A 14277-nucleotide genomic window follows, 5' to 3' on the forward strand; every position below is an offset into this window, starting at 1 on the left:
CGAGCTGCTACCTGTTGGGGTGCGGACGGCGTCGCGGTGCCCCGGAAGTGGCAACTGGGCCAGAGGCGGGGTGGGTGGGTCAGGCGGGTTCGGTGGCGCGGGCGGGGGTCGCGTCGACGGGGTCGGTGACCGCCGCCTGCGCGGCCGCGCGCAGCCGTCGGTCACGGCGCTGCTTGAGCCGCATGAACGGGCGCTCGACGGCGTACCAGGAGGCGGTGCCGGCGAGCAGCGACAGCACCAGGCTCACCAGCACGAACACCCAGCGGCCGGCCGCGGGCAGCCGCGAGGTGGCGAGCAGCTGCTGCACGGGGAAGGCGTAGATGTAGAGGCCGTACGACACGTCGACCTTCACGCCGACGCGGGTGAGGTGCGGGGTGCGCAGGGCCGACAGCCACAGCACGAGGTAGGCGAACGCGGGGGCACCGAACGGTCCGAAGCCGCCGCCGACGAGCGTCACGGCGGCGACGACGAGCGCGAGCACCGCGAGGCGCCGGTCGAGCGGGAACCGGCCGGGCGCCACGGCGGCGACCGTGCCGACGGCGAACACCAGCAGCAGCGCCACGAGGTTCTCGACCTCGAGCGGCCCCAGCACCGGCAGCGGGACGTCGGGCAGCCGGCGCAGCAGGTCGGCGTCGGCCAGGCCGGCGACCCACAGGCCGAGGGCGGCGAGCCAGAGCAGCCCGGCACCGGCGAGGGTCAGCCAGCGGCGTCGCCCGAGGGCACCGACGACCGCGAGCACCGCGACGACGAGGTAGGCGACGAGCTCGTAGCGCAGCGTCCAGAGCGAGCCGTTCAGCACGTCGGCGTCGACCAGGCGGCCGTAGGGGCTGTCGAGCAGCATCCCGCCGATGCCGTACTGGTTCACGTGCGTCGACAGGTTGTGCCCGACGTAGCCGAGCGGCGAGGTGCGCGCCGACCACAGCCCGTCGAGCGACCCGTGCCGGGCGTGCCACATGAGCGGCGCCAGCACGAGCGCGGTGAGCAGGAGGCAGGCCCAGTAGCCGGGGAAGATGCGCAGGAACCTGGCGAGCGCGTAGTCGCGCAGCCGCTGCCGGCGGGCCGACCCGGCGATGAGGAAGCCGGACAGCACGAAGAACCCGTAGACCGACAGCGTGCCGAGGTCGAGCTGACCACCGCTCAGCCGCAGCAGCGGCGCGTCCGCACCGAAGCCGAGCGGCGCCGCGTGGCTGACCACCACGAGCGCGGCGAACAGCAGCCGCAGCGCCCCGATGACGTTCTGCTTCGGGGCGTAGACCTCGTCGACGGTGCGCAACGGCGTCATCGGGTGCCCCCGGTGGCGAGCGCGTAGACCTCTGCGTGCGCGCGGCCGGCGTCGGGCCACTCGCGGGCCGACAGGTCGGGCCGGCTGCCCGGACGGCGCGCGGCGGCCCGCGCGGCGGCGTCCTGCAGCACCTGCGGGGTGAGGTCGCCGGGGTAGGTCAGCACCCAGTCGGCACCGACCTCGGCGGCGAGCGCGCGGGTCACGGCGTTGGCGGGCAGCAGCACCGGGCGGTCGAGCGAGAGCGCGAGCAGCGCAGCGCCGGAGTTGCCCATGTCGCGGTAGGGCAGCACGACCAGCTCGGCGGCGCCGACCTCGCGCACCACCTCGGCGTCGTCGGCGTGCGCGAGCGCCGTGGTCACCCGGTGGTCGTGCCCGGCCGCCTGCTGCACCTGCTCGCGCAGCGCCGCGTCGGGGCAGCTGCCCACGACGTGCAGGGTGGCGGCCGGGTCGTCGACCCCGGCGAAGGCCGACAGCAGCTCGGGCACCTGCTTGTACGGGCGCACCAGGCCGAAGAAGAGCAGCCGGCCGGGCACCGCCTCGTCGCGGGGGTGCGCGGCGAACCAGTCGCGGTAGTGCCCGTGCAGCACCACGACCGACCGCTCGGGGCCGGGGGCCGGGAGCACCGGGTTCAGCAGCACGCTGACCCGGGTGCGCCGGTCGAGCGCGCGCACGAGCAGCCCCTCGAGCCGGCCGGCGGGCTCGTGCGCCGTCAGGTTGTGCCGGGTGCGCACGACGGGGGTGCGACGCAGCCGAAGCCGGGCCAGCAGCAGGGCGAAGCGCGCCTGTCGCGACAGCGTGCGCAGCCGGCTGCTGCCGCGCAGCAGCACCTCGGGCCAGTGCACGTGCAGGACGTCGTACCGGCCGGTCAGCGCCAGCCGCCACGAGAACGGGCTGCTGCGCACCGGCTCGGGCAGGTTGCGCTGCAGCAGCACCAGGTAGGGGTTGGTCGTCGGCCGCGGCGGCGCGAAGGACTGCAGCACCCTCATGCCGGTACCCGCCGTCCGCCCGGACCGCCGCGCCGCCCCCGACGCCCTGGCCGACCGGCCGTGCGGCCGGCGCCGACCCGCAGGGCGTGGGCGGCTGCGGCGCGGGCACCCGGCGTCGCCGGGGCGGCGCCGTCGACGCGTGCCGGGGTCATCACCCACAGCACGGCGAGCGAGAGCATGACGTCGCCCAGGCTGCTGGCGATGGGGCTGAAGGCGATGTTCCACAGCCCGGACACGGCGAGGAACACGGCCAGCGCCGCGGCGCGCCGGGCGGCGAGCAGGGTGACCAGCGACCAGAGGACCACCCCGACCATCAGCGCCGCCACCAGCAGGCCGGGCACGCCCGTCCACGACCAGAGGTCCGCCGCCACCGAGTGCAGCTTGAACTCGCCGCCGAACATGAAGTGCTCGGCGTAGCCGTCGATCGTCGGGATGTGCAGCGGCGCGAGCGCCTGCCGGCCGAGCGAGACGTCGTGCGTGGTGGGCACGACGCCGAAGCCGTAGCCCAGCGGCCGCTCGGACATCAGTCGCACGGTGGCGGTCCACTCGGGGCGCCCGCCGGCGAGCAGCGACCCCGACTGCCGGATCTGCGTCTGGGTGCGCTCGGCGGTCGCCTCGCCCAGGACGCCCTGGGTCAGCGCGGCCGTGCCGAGGTAGTACCCCGCGACGACGACCAGCGCGAGCAGCACCAGCGTCACCAGCCGGGCCGGGCGGCGGCTGCCGCCGCGCCGGGCGCCCTGCCAGACCACGGCGGCCGCGACCAGCAGGCAGAAGCCGGTGTAGCTGCGGTAGTCGTTCACGGCGCCGAGCAGCGCGAGCACCGTGAGCGCGACCAGCAGCAGCGCGCGCCGGCCCCAGCACAGCGACAGCACGACGACGGCGGTCGGCAGCGCGAGCCCGAACTTCCACGGGTTCTGGGTGCCGAACCCGGCGAGCACGCTGTGCGCGATCCAGCCCAGGCCGTAGGCCGCCGCCACCCAGCGCAGCGGCACCACCGTGCGCGCCCACAGCAGCAGGCCCAGCCCGCCGAACGCCGTGACGATCAGGATCGCGTCGAGCTGCAGGTTCGTGTGGTTCACCCGGTGGGTCTCGCCCGACCACTGCGCCAGCACCACGCCGCTCACCACGAGGACGACGGCGCCGAGCAGCAGCAGCGGCGCCGCGCGGTACCGGCGCAGGGTGCCGATCCACACCGGGGCGAGCACGCCGACGACGACGAGCCCGGTCGTGACGCGCGGCACCAGGCCGAGGTCGAGGCCGAGCGCGAAGGCGGCGAGCAGCGCCACGACCGTGGTGCCCGGGCCGGACGGCGTGTGCTCGGGTGCGACCGGAGCGGGGGCCTGGCCCGCCGGCCCGAGGTCGGCGCTCCCGCCCGGCGCCGCCGGGGCGACCGGCGGCGGGGCGGGTGCGGTGCTGGTGGTCACGGCGGTCAGCGACGCCCGGCGGTCTGCATCTCGGGCCGGCGCTGCCCGGAGGGCCGGCGGCCGAGGCGCGGCCGGCGCGGGCGGCGGCGGCCGAACGGACGGCGCCTGCTCGGCGTCGCGCCGTTCGCGGAGTAGTAGGCGTAGTCGTCGCGGCGCTGGGCCGGTGCCTTGTTCAGGATGATCCCGAGCACCCGGGAGCCGGCGAGGTCGACGAGGTGCTGGCTGCGGCCCAGCTCGTTGCGGCGCACGGTCTTGGCGCCGACCACCATCAGCACGCCGTCGGTGTGCTGGGCGAGGCTGGCGGAGTCGGTGACCGGCAGCAGGGGGGCGCCGTCGAGGATCACGATGTCGTAGCGCTCGCGCTGGGCGGCGACCAGCTCGGCCATCGCCACCGAGCCGAGCAGCTCGCTCGGGTCGGACGGGATGTGGCCGGCCGACAGCACGTGCAGCCGCTCGCTGCCCCAGACCTGCGTGACGTCCTCGACCTCGGCCTCGCCGATGAGCACGGTGGTGAGCCCGACCGACCCCTCGAGCCCCAGGTAGCGCGAGACGGCGGGGCGGCGCAGGTCGGCGTCGACGAGCAGCACCCGCGAGCCGGCCTCGGCCATGGTGATCGCCAGGTTGATGGCGGTGGTGGTCTTGCCCTCGCCGGGCAGCGACGAGGTGACCACGAGGGCGCGCACGCGCTGGCTGACGGCGAGCGTCTGCAGGCTGGTGCGCAGCTGCCGGAACTCCTCGGCGCGGGAGCTCCACGCGGTGTCCCAGTCGAGCAGGGGGCGGTTCGCCGCGCTCGGGTCGTGGGCGATCTGCCCGATGATCGAGGTGTCGGTGAGGTCGCGCACGTCGTCCGCCGACCGCACCCGGGTGTTCGACAGGTCGCGGATCAGCGCGATGGCCACGCCGAGGGCGAGCCCGAGCGCGAGGCCGATCATGACGTCGAGCTTCTTGTTGGGCGACGTCGGCACCCGCGGCACCTGGGCGGGGGAGACGGTGGTGACCTTGACCGTCTCGGCCTTGTCCGGACCGGCCGGCGACAGGTCGGCGACCACGGAGGCCATCTGCTTGCCGACGGCGTTGGCGATGCGGGCGGCGTTGGACGGCGAGGCGCTGCGCACGGTGATCTGGATGAGCACCTGGTCGAGCGGGGCCTCGGCGGTGACCTGCCGGGCCAGCTGGGGCTCGGTGAGCTGCAGGTCGAGGTCGTCGATCACCGGGTCGAGCACCACCGGCAGGGTGGCGAGCTCGGCGTAGGACTGCACGACGTTCTGGGTGTAGGTCGACCCCTGCACGAGCTCGCTCACCGAGCTGCTGCTGGTGAGCGAGAAGAACAGGGTGGTCTTCGCCGAGTAGACGGGCGGCCGGGTGAGGGAGAACCCGGCGGCACCGATGCCGACGAGCACGCAGACCACGAGGATCATCGCCAGCTGGCGGCGCAGGATGGCGACGTACTGACCCAGCTCCACGTGCAGTGCTCCTGTGCTCGACCGGCGTGCCGGCCCCACGGCCGCTGCGACGACGGTAACCGGTGCCGGGGGCGGGTGGAGGGGTTTCCCACAGGCGGTGACCCACCTGGCCGACCGGTGCCGCCGCCTCGTGCAGGTCGTGCGCCGAACGAGTGAAGAGTGGGCACCGCGCGTCATCTGTGCGGACAATGGCCGCGTGCCCGCCGGCGAGCTGTCGCTCCTCGTGGTGTGCGTCGGCAACGTGTGCCGCTCGCCCGCCGCGCAGCTCGCGCTGCAGCAGCGGCTGGGCCCCGACTCGGGCATCCGGGTCGAGAGCGCCGGCGTCCGCGCCCTGGTGGGCGAGCCGGTCGAGCAGCGCACGGCGAACGTGCTGCGGGCCAACGGCGTCGACACCGACGGCTTTGCGGCCCGCCAGCTCGAGCCGGCGCACCTCGAGCGGGCCGACGTCGTGCTCGCCATGACCCGCGAGCTGCGCGGCACCACGGCCCGCACCCACCCGCCGGTCGTGCGCCGGCTGTGGACGCTGCGCGAGCTGGCCCGGCTGCTCGGCACGGTCGAGGAGGCGCAGCTGCCCGTCGACGTGTCGCCCGCCGAGCGGCTGCGGGCCGCGGTCGAGCTGTCCGTCGTCAGCCGGCGGCACTTCGCGCCGCCGTTCCACGACGACGACGTGGCCGATCCGTACGGTCGCGACGACGGCGCCCACAAGGCCGCCTGGCGGCACGTCGACCAGGCGCTGCAGGTGCTGCTCCGAGCGGCGCTGGGTGACGTGAAGTCACCGTCCCACCGCACGTCGTGACCAGTCCTGCCCGAGCGGCCGCCTGGTCGCGCCCGGCTGGGTGAAAGCCGGGACGCGGGCGGCGCGACGCGGCTAGCGTTGACGCATCACGGCCAGCTCGACGACGCGTCTCGGCCACCGACTGGTTTCCCGGAGGACGGCATGAGCCGCATCGTGGGCTACGCGCCCGGTGTCTACGACCTGTTCCACATCGGACACCTCAACATCCTCCGACACGCCGCCGGCCTGTGCGACCACCTCGTGGCGGGCGTCGTCTCCGACGAGATGGCCCTGCGGGCCAAGGGCCGGGCGCCGGTCGTCCCGCTCGCCGAGCGGCTGGAGATCGTGCAGCACATCGGGTTCGTCGACGAGGCCGTCGCCGAGGACGTGCCCGAGAAGCTGCAGATGTGGGAGCGCGTGCGCTTCGACGTCATCTTCAAGGGCGACGACTGGCGGGGCACCCCCAAGGGCGACAAGCTCGAGGCCGACTTCGCGACGGTCGGCGTGCAGGTCGTCTACTTCCCGTACACCGCGCACACCTCGAGCACGCAGCTGCGCCGTGCGCTGGAGATCCTCAGCGCCTAGCACCCAGCCGAGCACGACGACGGCCGCGCCCCACCGAGGTGGGACGCGGCCGTCGTCGTGCGGGGCCGTGGGCGGGGGGCTACTTGCCCTTGCGCACCACGACCGCCTGCCCGTTGTCGTCGTAGACGTTGCCGCCGTCCTTCACCTTCGTGGTGAGCGGCGCGACGATCGCGCAGCCCGCGACGCCGGTGTGCCGGCCGAACCGGTTGTTCTGGATCGTCAGGCCCTGGATGGCGCCCTTGCCCTTCTCGGCGACGTTGATGCTGCAGGCACCGCCGTCGGTCCAGTTGCCGTTCCAGGTGAGGTTCGACGTCTTGCTGACGTCCTGCGTGATCATCAGCGCGGTGTTCTTGGCGCAGCAGAGCACGTTGTTGGTGAACCGCAGGTTGTTGCCGCCCTGGATCTGGATGCCGTCGTCGTGCGACGGGCCGCCGCCCTGCGCCGGGTCGCTGGCGTAGTGGGCGTTGTCGTGGATCCACGAGTCCTGGATCGTCGTGTTGCTGCCCCACACCAGCGCACCGTCGACGGTGTGGTGGATGTCGAGCCGCTTGGCGGTGAAGCCGTAGCCCTTCAGGCCGTCGATGAGCACCGACGGGTTCGTGGGCGCGAGCTCGACGTCCTCGAGGACGACGCCGGGCTCGGTGCTCTGCACCAGCGCGGCCAGCCGGCTGGTCGGGCCGCCGCGGATGATCGAGCGGCTGACGGTCACGTTGCGCGCCTGGATCCGCAGGAACCCGCGGACGTCGACGCCGTCGACCTTCGTGCCGTCCTTGGTGATGGTGAGGTCGCCCTGGTGCACCGTGAGGTTGGTGCCCGCGGGCACCCCGGTGTTCGCCGAGCCGGGCTTGCCGCCCGACGACGGCGGGGCGGACGGCGCGGCGACGACGGTCCAGGTGCGGGTGGCCGCGCTGGCGTCGGTGTTGCCCGCCTTGTCGACGGCCCGGATGCGGACGGTGTGCGCGGCCAGCGACAGCGACGAGAACGCCGCCGGGCTGGTGCACGTGGTCCACGCGCCGGCGTCGAGCTGGCACTGGAAGGTGCCTGCCTCGCTGGAGCTGAACCCGAACGACGCGGACCGGCTGGTCGACGTCGAGCCCTGGGCCGGGCCGGACGTGATGGTGGTCTCGGGCGCCGTCGTGTCGGCCGGCGGGGTGGCGTCGGTGACGGTCCAGGTGCGGGAGACGATCGGCGAGACGTTGCCCGCCTGGTCGAAGCCGCGCACCTGCACGGTGTGCGCGCCGGTCTTCAGCTTCGAGACGGCGTACGGGCTGGTGCAGGTGATGAACGAGCCGGAGTCGAGGCGGCACTGCGCCTGGCCGGGCTCGGAGACGGTGAACGGCAGGCTGGCCGAGGTGGCCGTGGTGCGCGAGCCGGACGCCGGGCCGCCGGTCAGCGACACCGACGGACCGGTGCGGTCGACCTTCCAGGTGGCCTGCTGCACGGCGCCGACGTTGCCGGCCGCGTCGGTGGCGCGCACCTGCACGGTGTGCGATCCCTCGCCGACGCCGTCGTAGGAGACGGGGGAGGTGCACGCCGCCCAGGCGGTGCTGTCGTAGCGGCAGCTGAAGGTGGCCGCCTCGCTGGCGGTGAATCGCAGCGACAGCTTGGTGGCGGCGGTCGGCGTGCCGGTCGCGGGGGTCGGCGTCACGCTGACCGTCGGCGCGACGGCGTCCGCCGTGGCACCGCGCACGCTGAGGTCGTCGAGGACGAGGGTCTGGGTGCTGGTGGCACCGGACGACACGTAGAGCGACGCGGCGACGGAGCCGGCGCGCTGCAGGGCGGCCGTCGAGTCCGTCGCGGACAGCGTCCACGCCGCGGGCTCGCCCTGGCCGCTGGGCCAGACCTTCGCGCGCAGGGCGGTCGGGGCGGTGCCGTCGGCCTGCACGCGCACGACCAGGCGCTGCCCGGCCGTGTACTCGACGCCGGCCAGCGACTTCGTGGCGAGGGTGGTGCTGGTGCGGCCCTGCGTGGCGAGGAGCGCCGCCGTCACGCTGCCGTCGGAGAGCACGCGCAGGCGCACCCGGTAGCCGCTGGTGTCGTCGATCCGCCGGCCGATGACCGACACGTAGCTGCCGCTGCCCTGGGCGGGACCGGCCAGGGCGGTGACGAGCCGCACGTCGGCGGACGACGTCGACAGCTGCGGCAGGTACACCGCGTTGGCGCTGCCCGGCGTGCGGACGGCGACCCGCCCGGTGCCGTTCGCGACCGACGTCTCGGCGGCCGGGCCCTGGACGGCCCAGGCGCCGCCGGTGAGGGCCGAGCCGAGGCCGCCCGACACCGAGCGCTCGAAGGTGTCGGTGGCGGTGCTGGTGGTGGTCAGCCCCGTCGCGGTCGCCACGGCGGCGATGGCGCTGGGGGCGGCCTGGCCGGCGACGAGCGCGGTCGCCGCCGAGGCGACGGCCACGAGGGTCACGCGGCCCCGCCGTGCGGTGGGCACGAGGCGTCGCAGGGCGCCTGCAGAGAGGGATCGAGGGCGAGGAGCCGGTGCCTGTCGATGGGCGCCGCTGGGGCGCCGCTGGGCGGGCAGAGGGGTCTCGAGCACGGTAGCAGTCCCGGGGTCCGGAGGCAGGTGTTCCGGGAAACCATGACAGACATCTCTGCCGCTGCCTAACCCGTCCGGCCTACTTTCGCCACCCGGAGCGACGCCCGTCAGACGCAGCGGACCCCCTCGCCGAGGGGCCGGCGAGGGGGTCCGTGCAGGTCAGCGCATGATCACGCGCTGTTGATGGGTCGTCACGCTCACCCGTTGCGACGGATCCGGGCGGGCAGATTTGTGTCGTCGTACACATTCCCGACGGCCGTCATGGGGGTCGTGGAGGGGGCGATCACCGGGCAGTCGGCCACCGCGGTGGCGTGACCGAACCGGTTCGAGCTGACGACCAGACCCTGGATCGGGCCCTTGCCCTTCTCGGCGACGTTCACGGTGCAGCCGCCGCCGTCCGCCCAGTTGTCGGTGAACTGGAGGTCGCTGGTGATCGCCGTGTCCTGGGTGATCATCAGGCCGGCGTTGTCGGCGTCCGGGATGCGGTTGCCGGTGATCCGGATGTTCCTGCCGCCCTGCACCTGCACGCCGTCGTCGTGGCTGGGCGTGTTGTTGTGGTTCGGGTCGACCAGGTAGTGCCGGTTGTCGTGCAGCCAGCTGGTGGTGATGGTGCTGTTGTCGCCGAAGACCAGCGCGGTGTCGACCGTGTCGTGGATGTTGACCCGGCGGGCGGTGAAGCCGTAGCCCTTCAGGCCGTCGATGCGCACCGAGGGGTAGTCGGGCGACAGCTCGACGTCCTCGATGACGGCGCCGGGCTGCGTGGAGGAGATGAGCGACCGGTTGCCCGCGGTGTAGACCGCCACGCCGCCGCGGATCTTCGAGCGCTTGATCGTGACGTTCGCGGCGTTGATCTTCACGAAGCCGTGCACGTCGAGCCCGTCGACCACGGTGCCGGGGGTGCTGATGGTGAGGTCGCCGTAGTAGTCGGTCAGCACGGCGCCGGCCGGGACGCCGGTGTTCCAGGCGTCGGGCTTCAGCTGGCCGGGGGTGTTGCTGACCGTCGTCCAGGTGCGGGTGGCGGGCGACGGGTCGACGTTGCCGGCCGCGTCGGTGGCGCGCACCGACACGGTGTGGACGCCGAAGCCGGACTGGCTGGGCGACCAGCTGACCGAGCCGCTGCACGGGTTCCAGGCGCCGTCGTCGAGCCGGCACTGGAAGGTGGCCTGCTCGTCGGCGACGAAGGAGTAGGTGGCGGTGCCGGTGAGGCGGACGCCCTGCGCGGTGCCGCCGGAGATCGTCGTCTGCGGGGCCGTGACGTCGGCCGGGCGCACCGTCCAGCTCCAGCGGGCGGGCGTGACGTCGACGTTGCCGGCCGCGTCGGTGGCCCGGACGTCGACGACGTGGGTGCCGGCCGCCAGACCCGAGAACGTGGTGGGCACCGTGCAGGCGGTGAAGGCGGCGCCGTCGAGGCTGCACTCGAAGGTGCTGCCGGTCTCGGAGCTGGTCGGGGTGACGATCATCGTCGACAGGCTCTGGTCGGCACCGGGCACGCCGCTCACGCCGGTCTGCGGGGCGGTGGCGTCCACGGTCCACGTGCTGCCGGCCACGTCGCCGACGTTGCCGACGGCGTCCGTGCCGCGCACCGACAGGGTGTGCGAGCCGTCGGTCAGGCCCGTGACGGTCAGCGGGGAGGTGCAGACGTCCCACGTGCCGGCGTCGAGGCGGCAGCCGAAGGTCGCGGCCTCGTCGGCAGAGAAGGACACGGTGGCCGACCGGTCGCGGACGGCGCGGGTGCCGGTCGCCACGGTCACGACCGGGGCCGTGGCGTCGACCGACCAGGCGCGACGCACCGAGGCGCCGACGTTGCCCGCCGCGTCGGTGCCGCGCACCGCGAGGCTGTGCGCGCCGTCCCGCAGGCCGGTGAGGGTGAGCGGGTCGGGGCAGGCGGCGAAGGCGCCCGCGTCGACCGAGCAGCTCAGGTCGGCCGACTCGCTGCTGGCGACCGCGAAGGCCTGGGTGCGGGAGGCGCTGGTGCTGCCCTCCGCCGGGCCCTGCGCGACGGTGAGCACCGGTGCGTGGGTGTCGACGACGACCTCGCGGGTGACGGCCGCCGTGGCGAAGCCGTCGGAGTCGACGGCGCGGGCGGCGACCCGGTGGGCGCCGTCGGCCAGCCCGGGGAACGACACCGGCGTGGTGCAGGAGGCCCACGCGGCGCCGTCGACCTGGCACTGGAAGCTGCTGCCGGGGGTGCTGGCGCGCAGGGTGAAGGTCGGTGCGCCGCTGGTGGCGGTGTAGGTGCTCGAGCTCGCGGTCGGCTCGACGGCGACGACGGGTCGGGTCACGGTGAGGGCGCCGATCGAGGCGGCCTGCGAGGTACCGGTCGAGCTGCCCGACAGGTAGGTGACGACGCCGGGGCTGCCGGCGGTCTGCAGGGTCGCTGCCGCGTCGGTCGCCTTGAGCAGCCACGCGGCGGGCTCGGCGGTGCCGGCGGCCCAGGCCTTGGCCTCGAACAGCGTGGGCGAGGTGCCGCGCAGCCGCAGCCGTACCTGCAGCTGCTTGCCCGCCGCCGTCGTCCAGCCCGCGAGGGTGGTGCTGCCCAGCGTGGTCTCGGTGCCGCCCTGCACGCGCAGCAGCGCGACGACGAGGGTGCGGTCGGCGAGGTAGCGCAGCTTGAGCCGGTAGTCGCCGGCCCCGGCGACGCGCCGGCCCTCGACGTACACGTAGGTGCCGCCACCGGTGGGCAGCTGGTCGATCGCCACCGAGCTGGTGAGGTCGACGTCGGTCGCGGAGGTGTCGAGCAGGTACGCGCCGGTGCCGGCGCCGGGCTTCGAGAGCCGCAGGCGGGCGACGGACGAGGCCACCGAGAACTCGGTGCCCGCGCCGGCGACGGTCCAGGAGCCGCCGACGTCGGCGGTGCCCAGGCCGCCGGCGGCGGAGCGGGAGAACGAGTCCTGGGCGACGACGCCGAGGGCGTCGCCCGTCCCGGCGGCCTGCGCCAGGGCGTGGGCCGGGGTGCCGGTCAGGGGGACGATGGTCGCGGCGGCGAGGACGCCGGCGAGGGCCGAGCCGGCGCGGCGGCCGACGCGGGAGCGGGTGCGGGGGGAGGAGGACATAGCACTGTGTCGTCCTCGATGGGGCCGAACCCCAGTTGCAAACAGTCATTCACCCGGATGGCGCACGCCGTACGGTCGGTGATCATCTTGCCGGTTGCGACGTCAGAACCGTTGCGGCACAACGGAAAGCCCCCGACCGCACGAGGCGGCCGGGGGCTTTCCGTTCGAGATCTGACGATGTGCGAGCATTAACCATTGCGTCGGATGCGCGCCGGCGAGCCGGTGTCGTCGTAGACGTTGCGCTCGGCTGTCAGCGGCGTGGTGGCGGGCGCGATGACCGGGCAGTCGGTGACCGCGGTGTTGCGGCCGAACCGGTTCTCGCTGACGACGAGACCCTGGATCGGGCCCTTGCCCTTCTCCGCCACGTTCACGGTGCAGCCGCCGCCGTCCGCCCAGTTGTCGGTGAACTGCAGGTCGCTGGTGATCGAGTGGTCCTGCGTCACCATCAACCCGGCGTTGTCGGCGTCCGGGATGCGGTTGCCGGCGATGCGGATGTGGTGACCGCCCTGCACCTGCACGCCGTCGTCGTGGCTCGGGGTGTTCCGCTGGTTCGGGTCGACGAGGTAGTGCCGGTTGTCGTGCAGCCAGCTGTTCGTGATCGAGGTGTCGTCGCCGAAGACCAGCGCCGTGTCGACCGTGCCGTGGATGTTGACGCGGCGGGCGGTGAAGCCGTAGCCCTTCAGGCCGTCGATGCGCACCGACGGGAAGTCGGGGACGAGCTCGACGTCCTCGATCACCGCGCCGGGCTTCGTCGACGACAGCAGCGAGCGGTTGCCCGCGTCGTAGGACGCGACCCCGCCGCGGATCCGCGACCGCTTGACCGTGACGTCGTCCGCCATGATCCGCAGGAAGCCGTGCACGTCGAGCCGGTCGACGACGGTGCCGGGCGTGGTGACCGTCAGGTCGCCCCAGTAGTCGGTCAGCGTGGCCCCGGCCGGGACGCCGGTGTTGGAGGCGTCCGGCCGCACCTTGCCCGGGGTGGTGCTGATCGTCGTCCACACCCGGGTCACCGGGCTGGTGTCCGCGTTGCCTGCCTGGTCGACGGCGCGCACCGAGAAGGTGTGCACGCCGTAGCCGATCTGGCTGGTGGCGTAGCTGACCGAGCCGGCGTCGCACCCGCTCCACGCGTCGTCGTCCAGCCGGCAGTCGAACGTCGAGCCGGCCTCGTCGCTGTGGAACGCCAGGGTGGCGGTGGTGCCGGCGACGCGGGTGCCCTGCGCGGGGCCGGAGACCAGCGTGGTGACCGGGGCCCGGTGGTCGGCGGGGGCGCTGCTCGTCGTGGTGCTCGTCGGCGTGCCGGTGGCCGTCGTCGTCGGGCTGGTGGTGGTGCTCGTCGTGCCCGTGCCGGTGCTCGTCGGGCTGGTGGTGGTGCTGGTCGGGCTGGTGGTGGTGCTCGTCGTGGTGGGCGGGGCAGGCGTCGTGGTCGTGCTCGTCGGCGAGGTGGGGCGGGTCGTGGTGCTCGAGGGGGTCGGGTGGCTCGGCGGGGCGGTCGTCACCAGGCGGTGCACGCCGAAGCGCGCGACGCGGACGGTGGCGGCGGGGGAGTGCTTCGAGGTGTAGAACCACAGGCCGGGGGCCCCGGCGCCGGCGCGCCGGGCCTTCGAGCCGTCGAGGCCGGTGGCCTGCCAGCCGGGCTCCGCGGTGCCCTTGCGCCACAGCCGGCTGGCCAGCGAGACGGTGCGGGTGCCGGCCACGCGGGCGCGCAGCTGGTAGTAGCTGCCGGCCCGGGCGCGGCCGGGCAGCGTCACGGTGCGGCCGACGCGGGTGAGCGTGCCGGTGCCGGTGGAGCGGAACGTCTGCAGCTGCAGCACGCCCTTGCTGCCGACCTTGACCCGCTGCAGGTACGAGCCCGAGCCGGTCTGCCGCGACGTCACGCCGACCCACGTGCCGTTGCCCGAGCGGGGCAGCCGGGTGACGCGGAACGAGACCAGCGTCTCGCTGTCGCGCACGGCGGCCGCGTCGAGCGACGCGCTGCGCGTCCACCCGCTGCGGACGGCGACCGTGCCCACGGCGCCGGTGACGTCGAAGTCGCGGCGGCCGCGGACCACCCAGGCGCCGCCGCGGTCCGCGCGGCCCCAGGCGTCGCTCGCGGTGCGGTCGAAGCCGTCGCTCGCCACCGTGCCGGAGACGACGAGGGCCACGGCGTCGGCGTCGAGGTCGCGGGGGA

At 74.3% G+C, this 14277-nt stretch carries 9 protein-coding genes; 2 read left to right on the forward strand and 7 right to left on the reverse strand.

Features of this window, described 5'->3' with window-relative positions; translation table 11 throughout:
- Positions 1–79 precede the first annotated feature (79 nt).
- Genes ACYVI6_RS08595 through ACYVI6_RS08610 form a run of 4 tightly spaced genes read right to left on the reverse strand, consistent with a single transcriptional unit; the run spans position 80 to position 5155 of the window.
- Positions 80–1282, reverse strand: a complete 1203-nt coding sequence (locus ACYVI6_RS08595) for an acyltransferase family protein (protein ID WP_460445974.1) — start codon at positions 1280–1282, stop codon at positions 80–82.
- Positions 1279–2268: a glycosyltransferase gene (locus ACYVI6_RS08600; RefSeq protein WP_460445975.1), complete on the reverse strand. Its 990-nt coding sequence runs from the start codon at positions 2266–2268 to the stop codon at positions 1279–1281. Before ACYVI6_RS08600 ends, ACYVI6_RS08595 begins: the two co-directional genes overlap by 4 nt.
- The gene (locus ACYVI6_RS08605; protein ID WP_460445976.1) at positions 2265–3692 is read right to left on the reverse strand and encodes a hypothetical protein; all 1428 of its coding nucleotides are present in this window, start codon (positions 3690–3692) and stop codon (positions 2265–2267) included. The genes ACYVI6_RS08600 and ACYVI6_RS08605 overlap by 4 nt, the downstream gene beginning before the upstream one ends.
- Before the next feature lie 5 nt (positions 3693–3697).
- Positions 3698–5155, reverse strand: coding sequence for a tyrosine-protein kinase domain-containing protein (locus tag ACYVI6_RS08610; protein WP_460445977.1), 1458 nt, complete (start codon positions 5153–5155; stop codon positions 3698–3700).
- A 196-nt stretch (positions 5156–5351) separates the two neighbouring features.
- Between ACYVI6_RS08610 and ACYVI6_RS08615 the strand changes: the two genes are divergently transcribed.
- Both ACYVI6_RS08615 and ACYVI6_RS08620 read left to right on the forward strand, forming a co-directional pair.
- Entirely contained in the window at positions 5352–5951 is a 600-nt protein-coding gene (locus ACYVI6_RS08615) for an arsenate reductase/protein-tyrosine-phosphatase family protein (RefSeq protein ID WP_460445978.1), read from the forward strand.
- 141 nt (positions 5952–6092) lie between these two features.
- Positions 6093–6515 carry an adenylyltransferase/cytidyltransferase family protein gene (locus tag ACYVI6_RS08620; RefSeq protein WP_460445979.1) on the forward strand — a complete coding sequence of 141 codons (423 nt, stop codon included), beginning with the start codon at positions 6093–6095 and terminating at the stop codon, positions 6513–6515.
- 79 nt (positions 6516–6594) lie between these two features.
- Here the strand turns inward: ACYVI6_RS08620 and ACYVI6_RS08625 are convergent, their stop codons facing one another.
- From ACYVI6_RS08625 to ACYVI6_RS08635, 3 genes are all read right to left on the reverse strand, one after another.
- Positions 6595–8928 (reverse strand): right-handed parallel beta-helix repeat-containing protein, encoded by a 2334-nt coding sequence (locus ACYVI6_RS08625; RefSeq protein WP_460445980.1) that lies wholly within the window; start codon positions 8926–8928, stop codon positions 6595–6597.
- A gap of 326 nt (positions 8929–9254) precedes the next feature.
- Positions 9255–12110, reverse strand: coding sequence for a hypothetical protein (locus tag ACYVI6_RS08630; RefSeq protein WP_460445981.1), 2856 nt, complete (start codon positions 12108–12110; stop codon positions 9255–9257).
- 188 nt (positions 12111–12298) lie between these two features.
- On the reverse strand, positions 12299–14277 hold a 1979-nt coding region (locus ACYVI6_RS08635; protein WP_460445982.1), incomplete at its 5' end, for a right-handed parallel beta-helix repeat-containing protein.

It is taken from the genome of Angustibacter aerolatus (assembly GCF_054776675.1).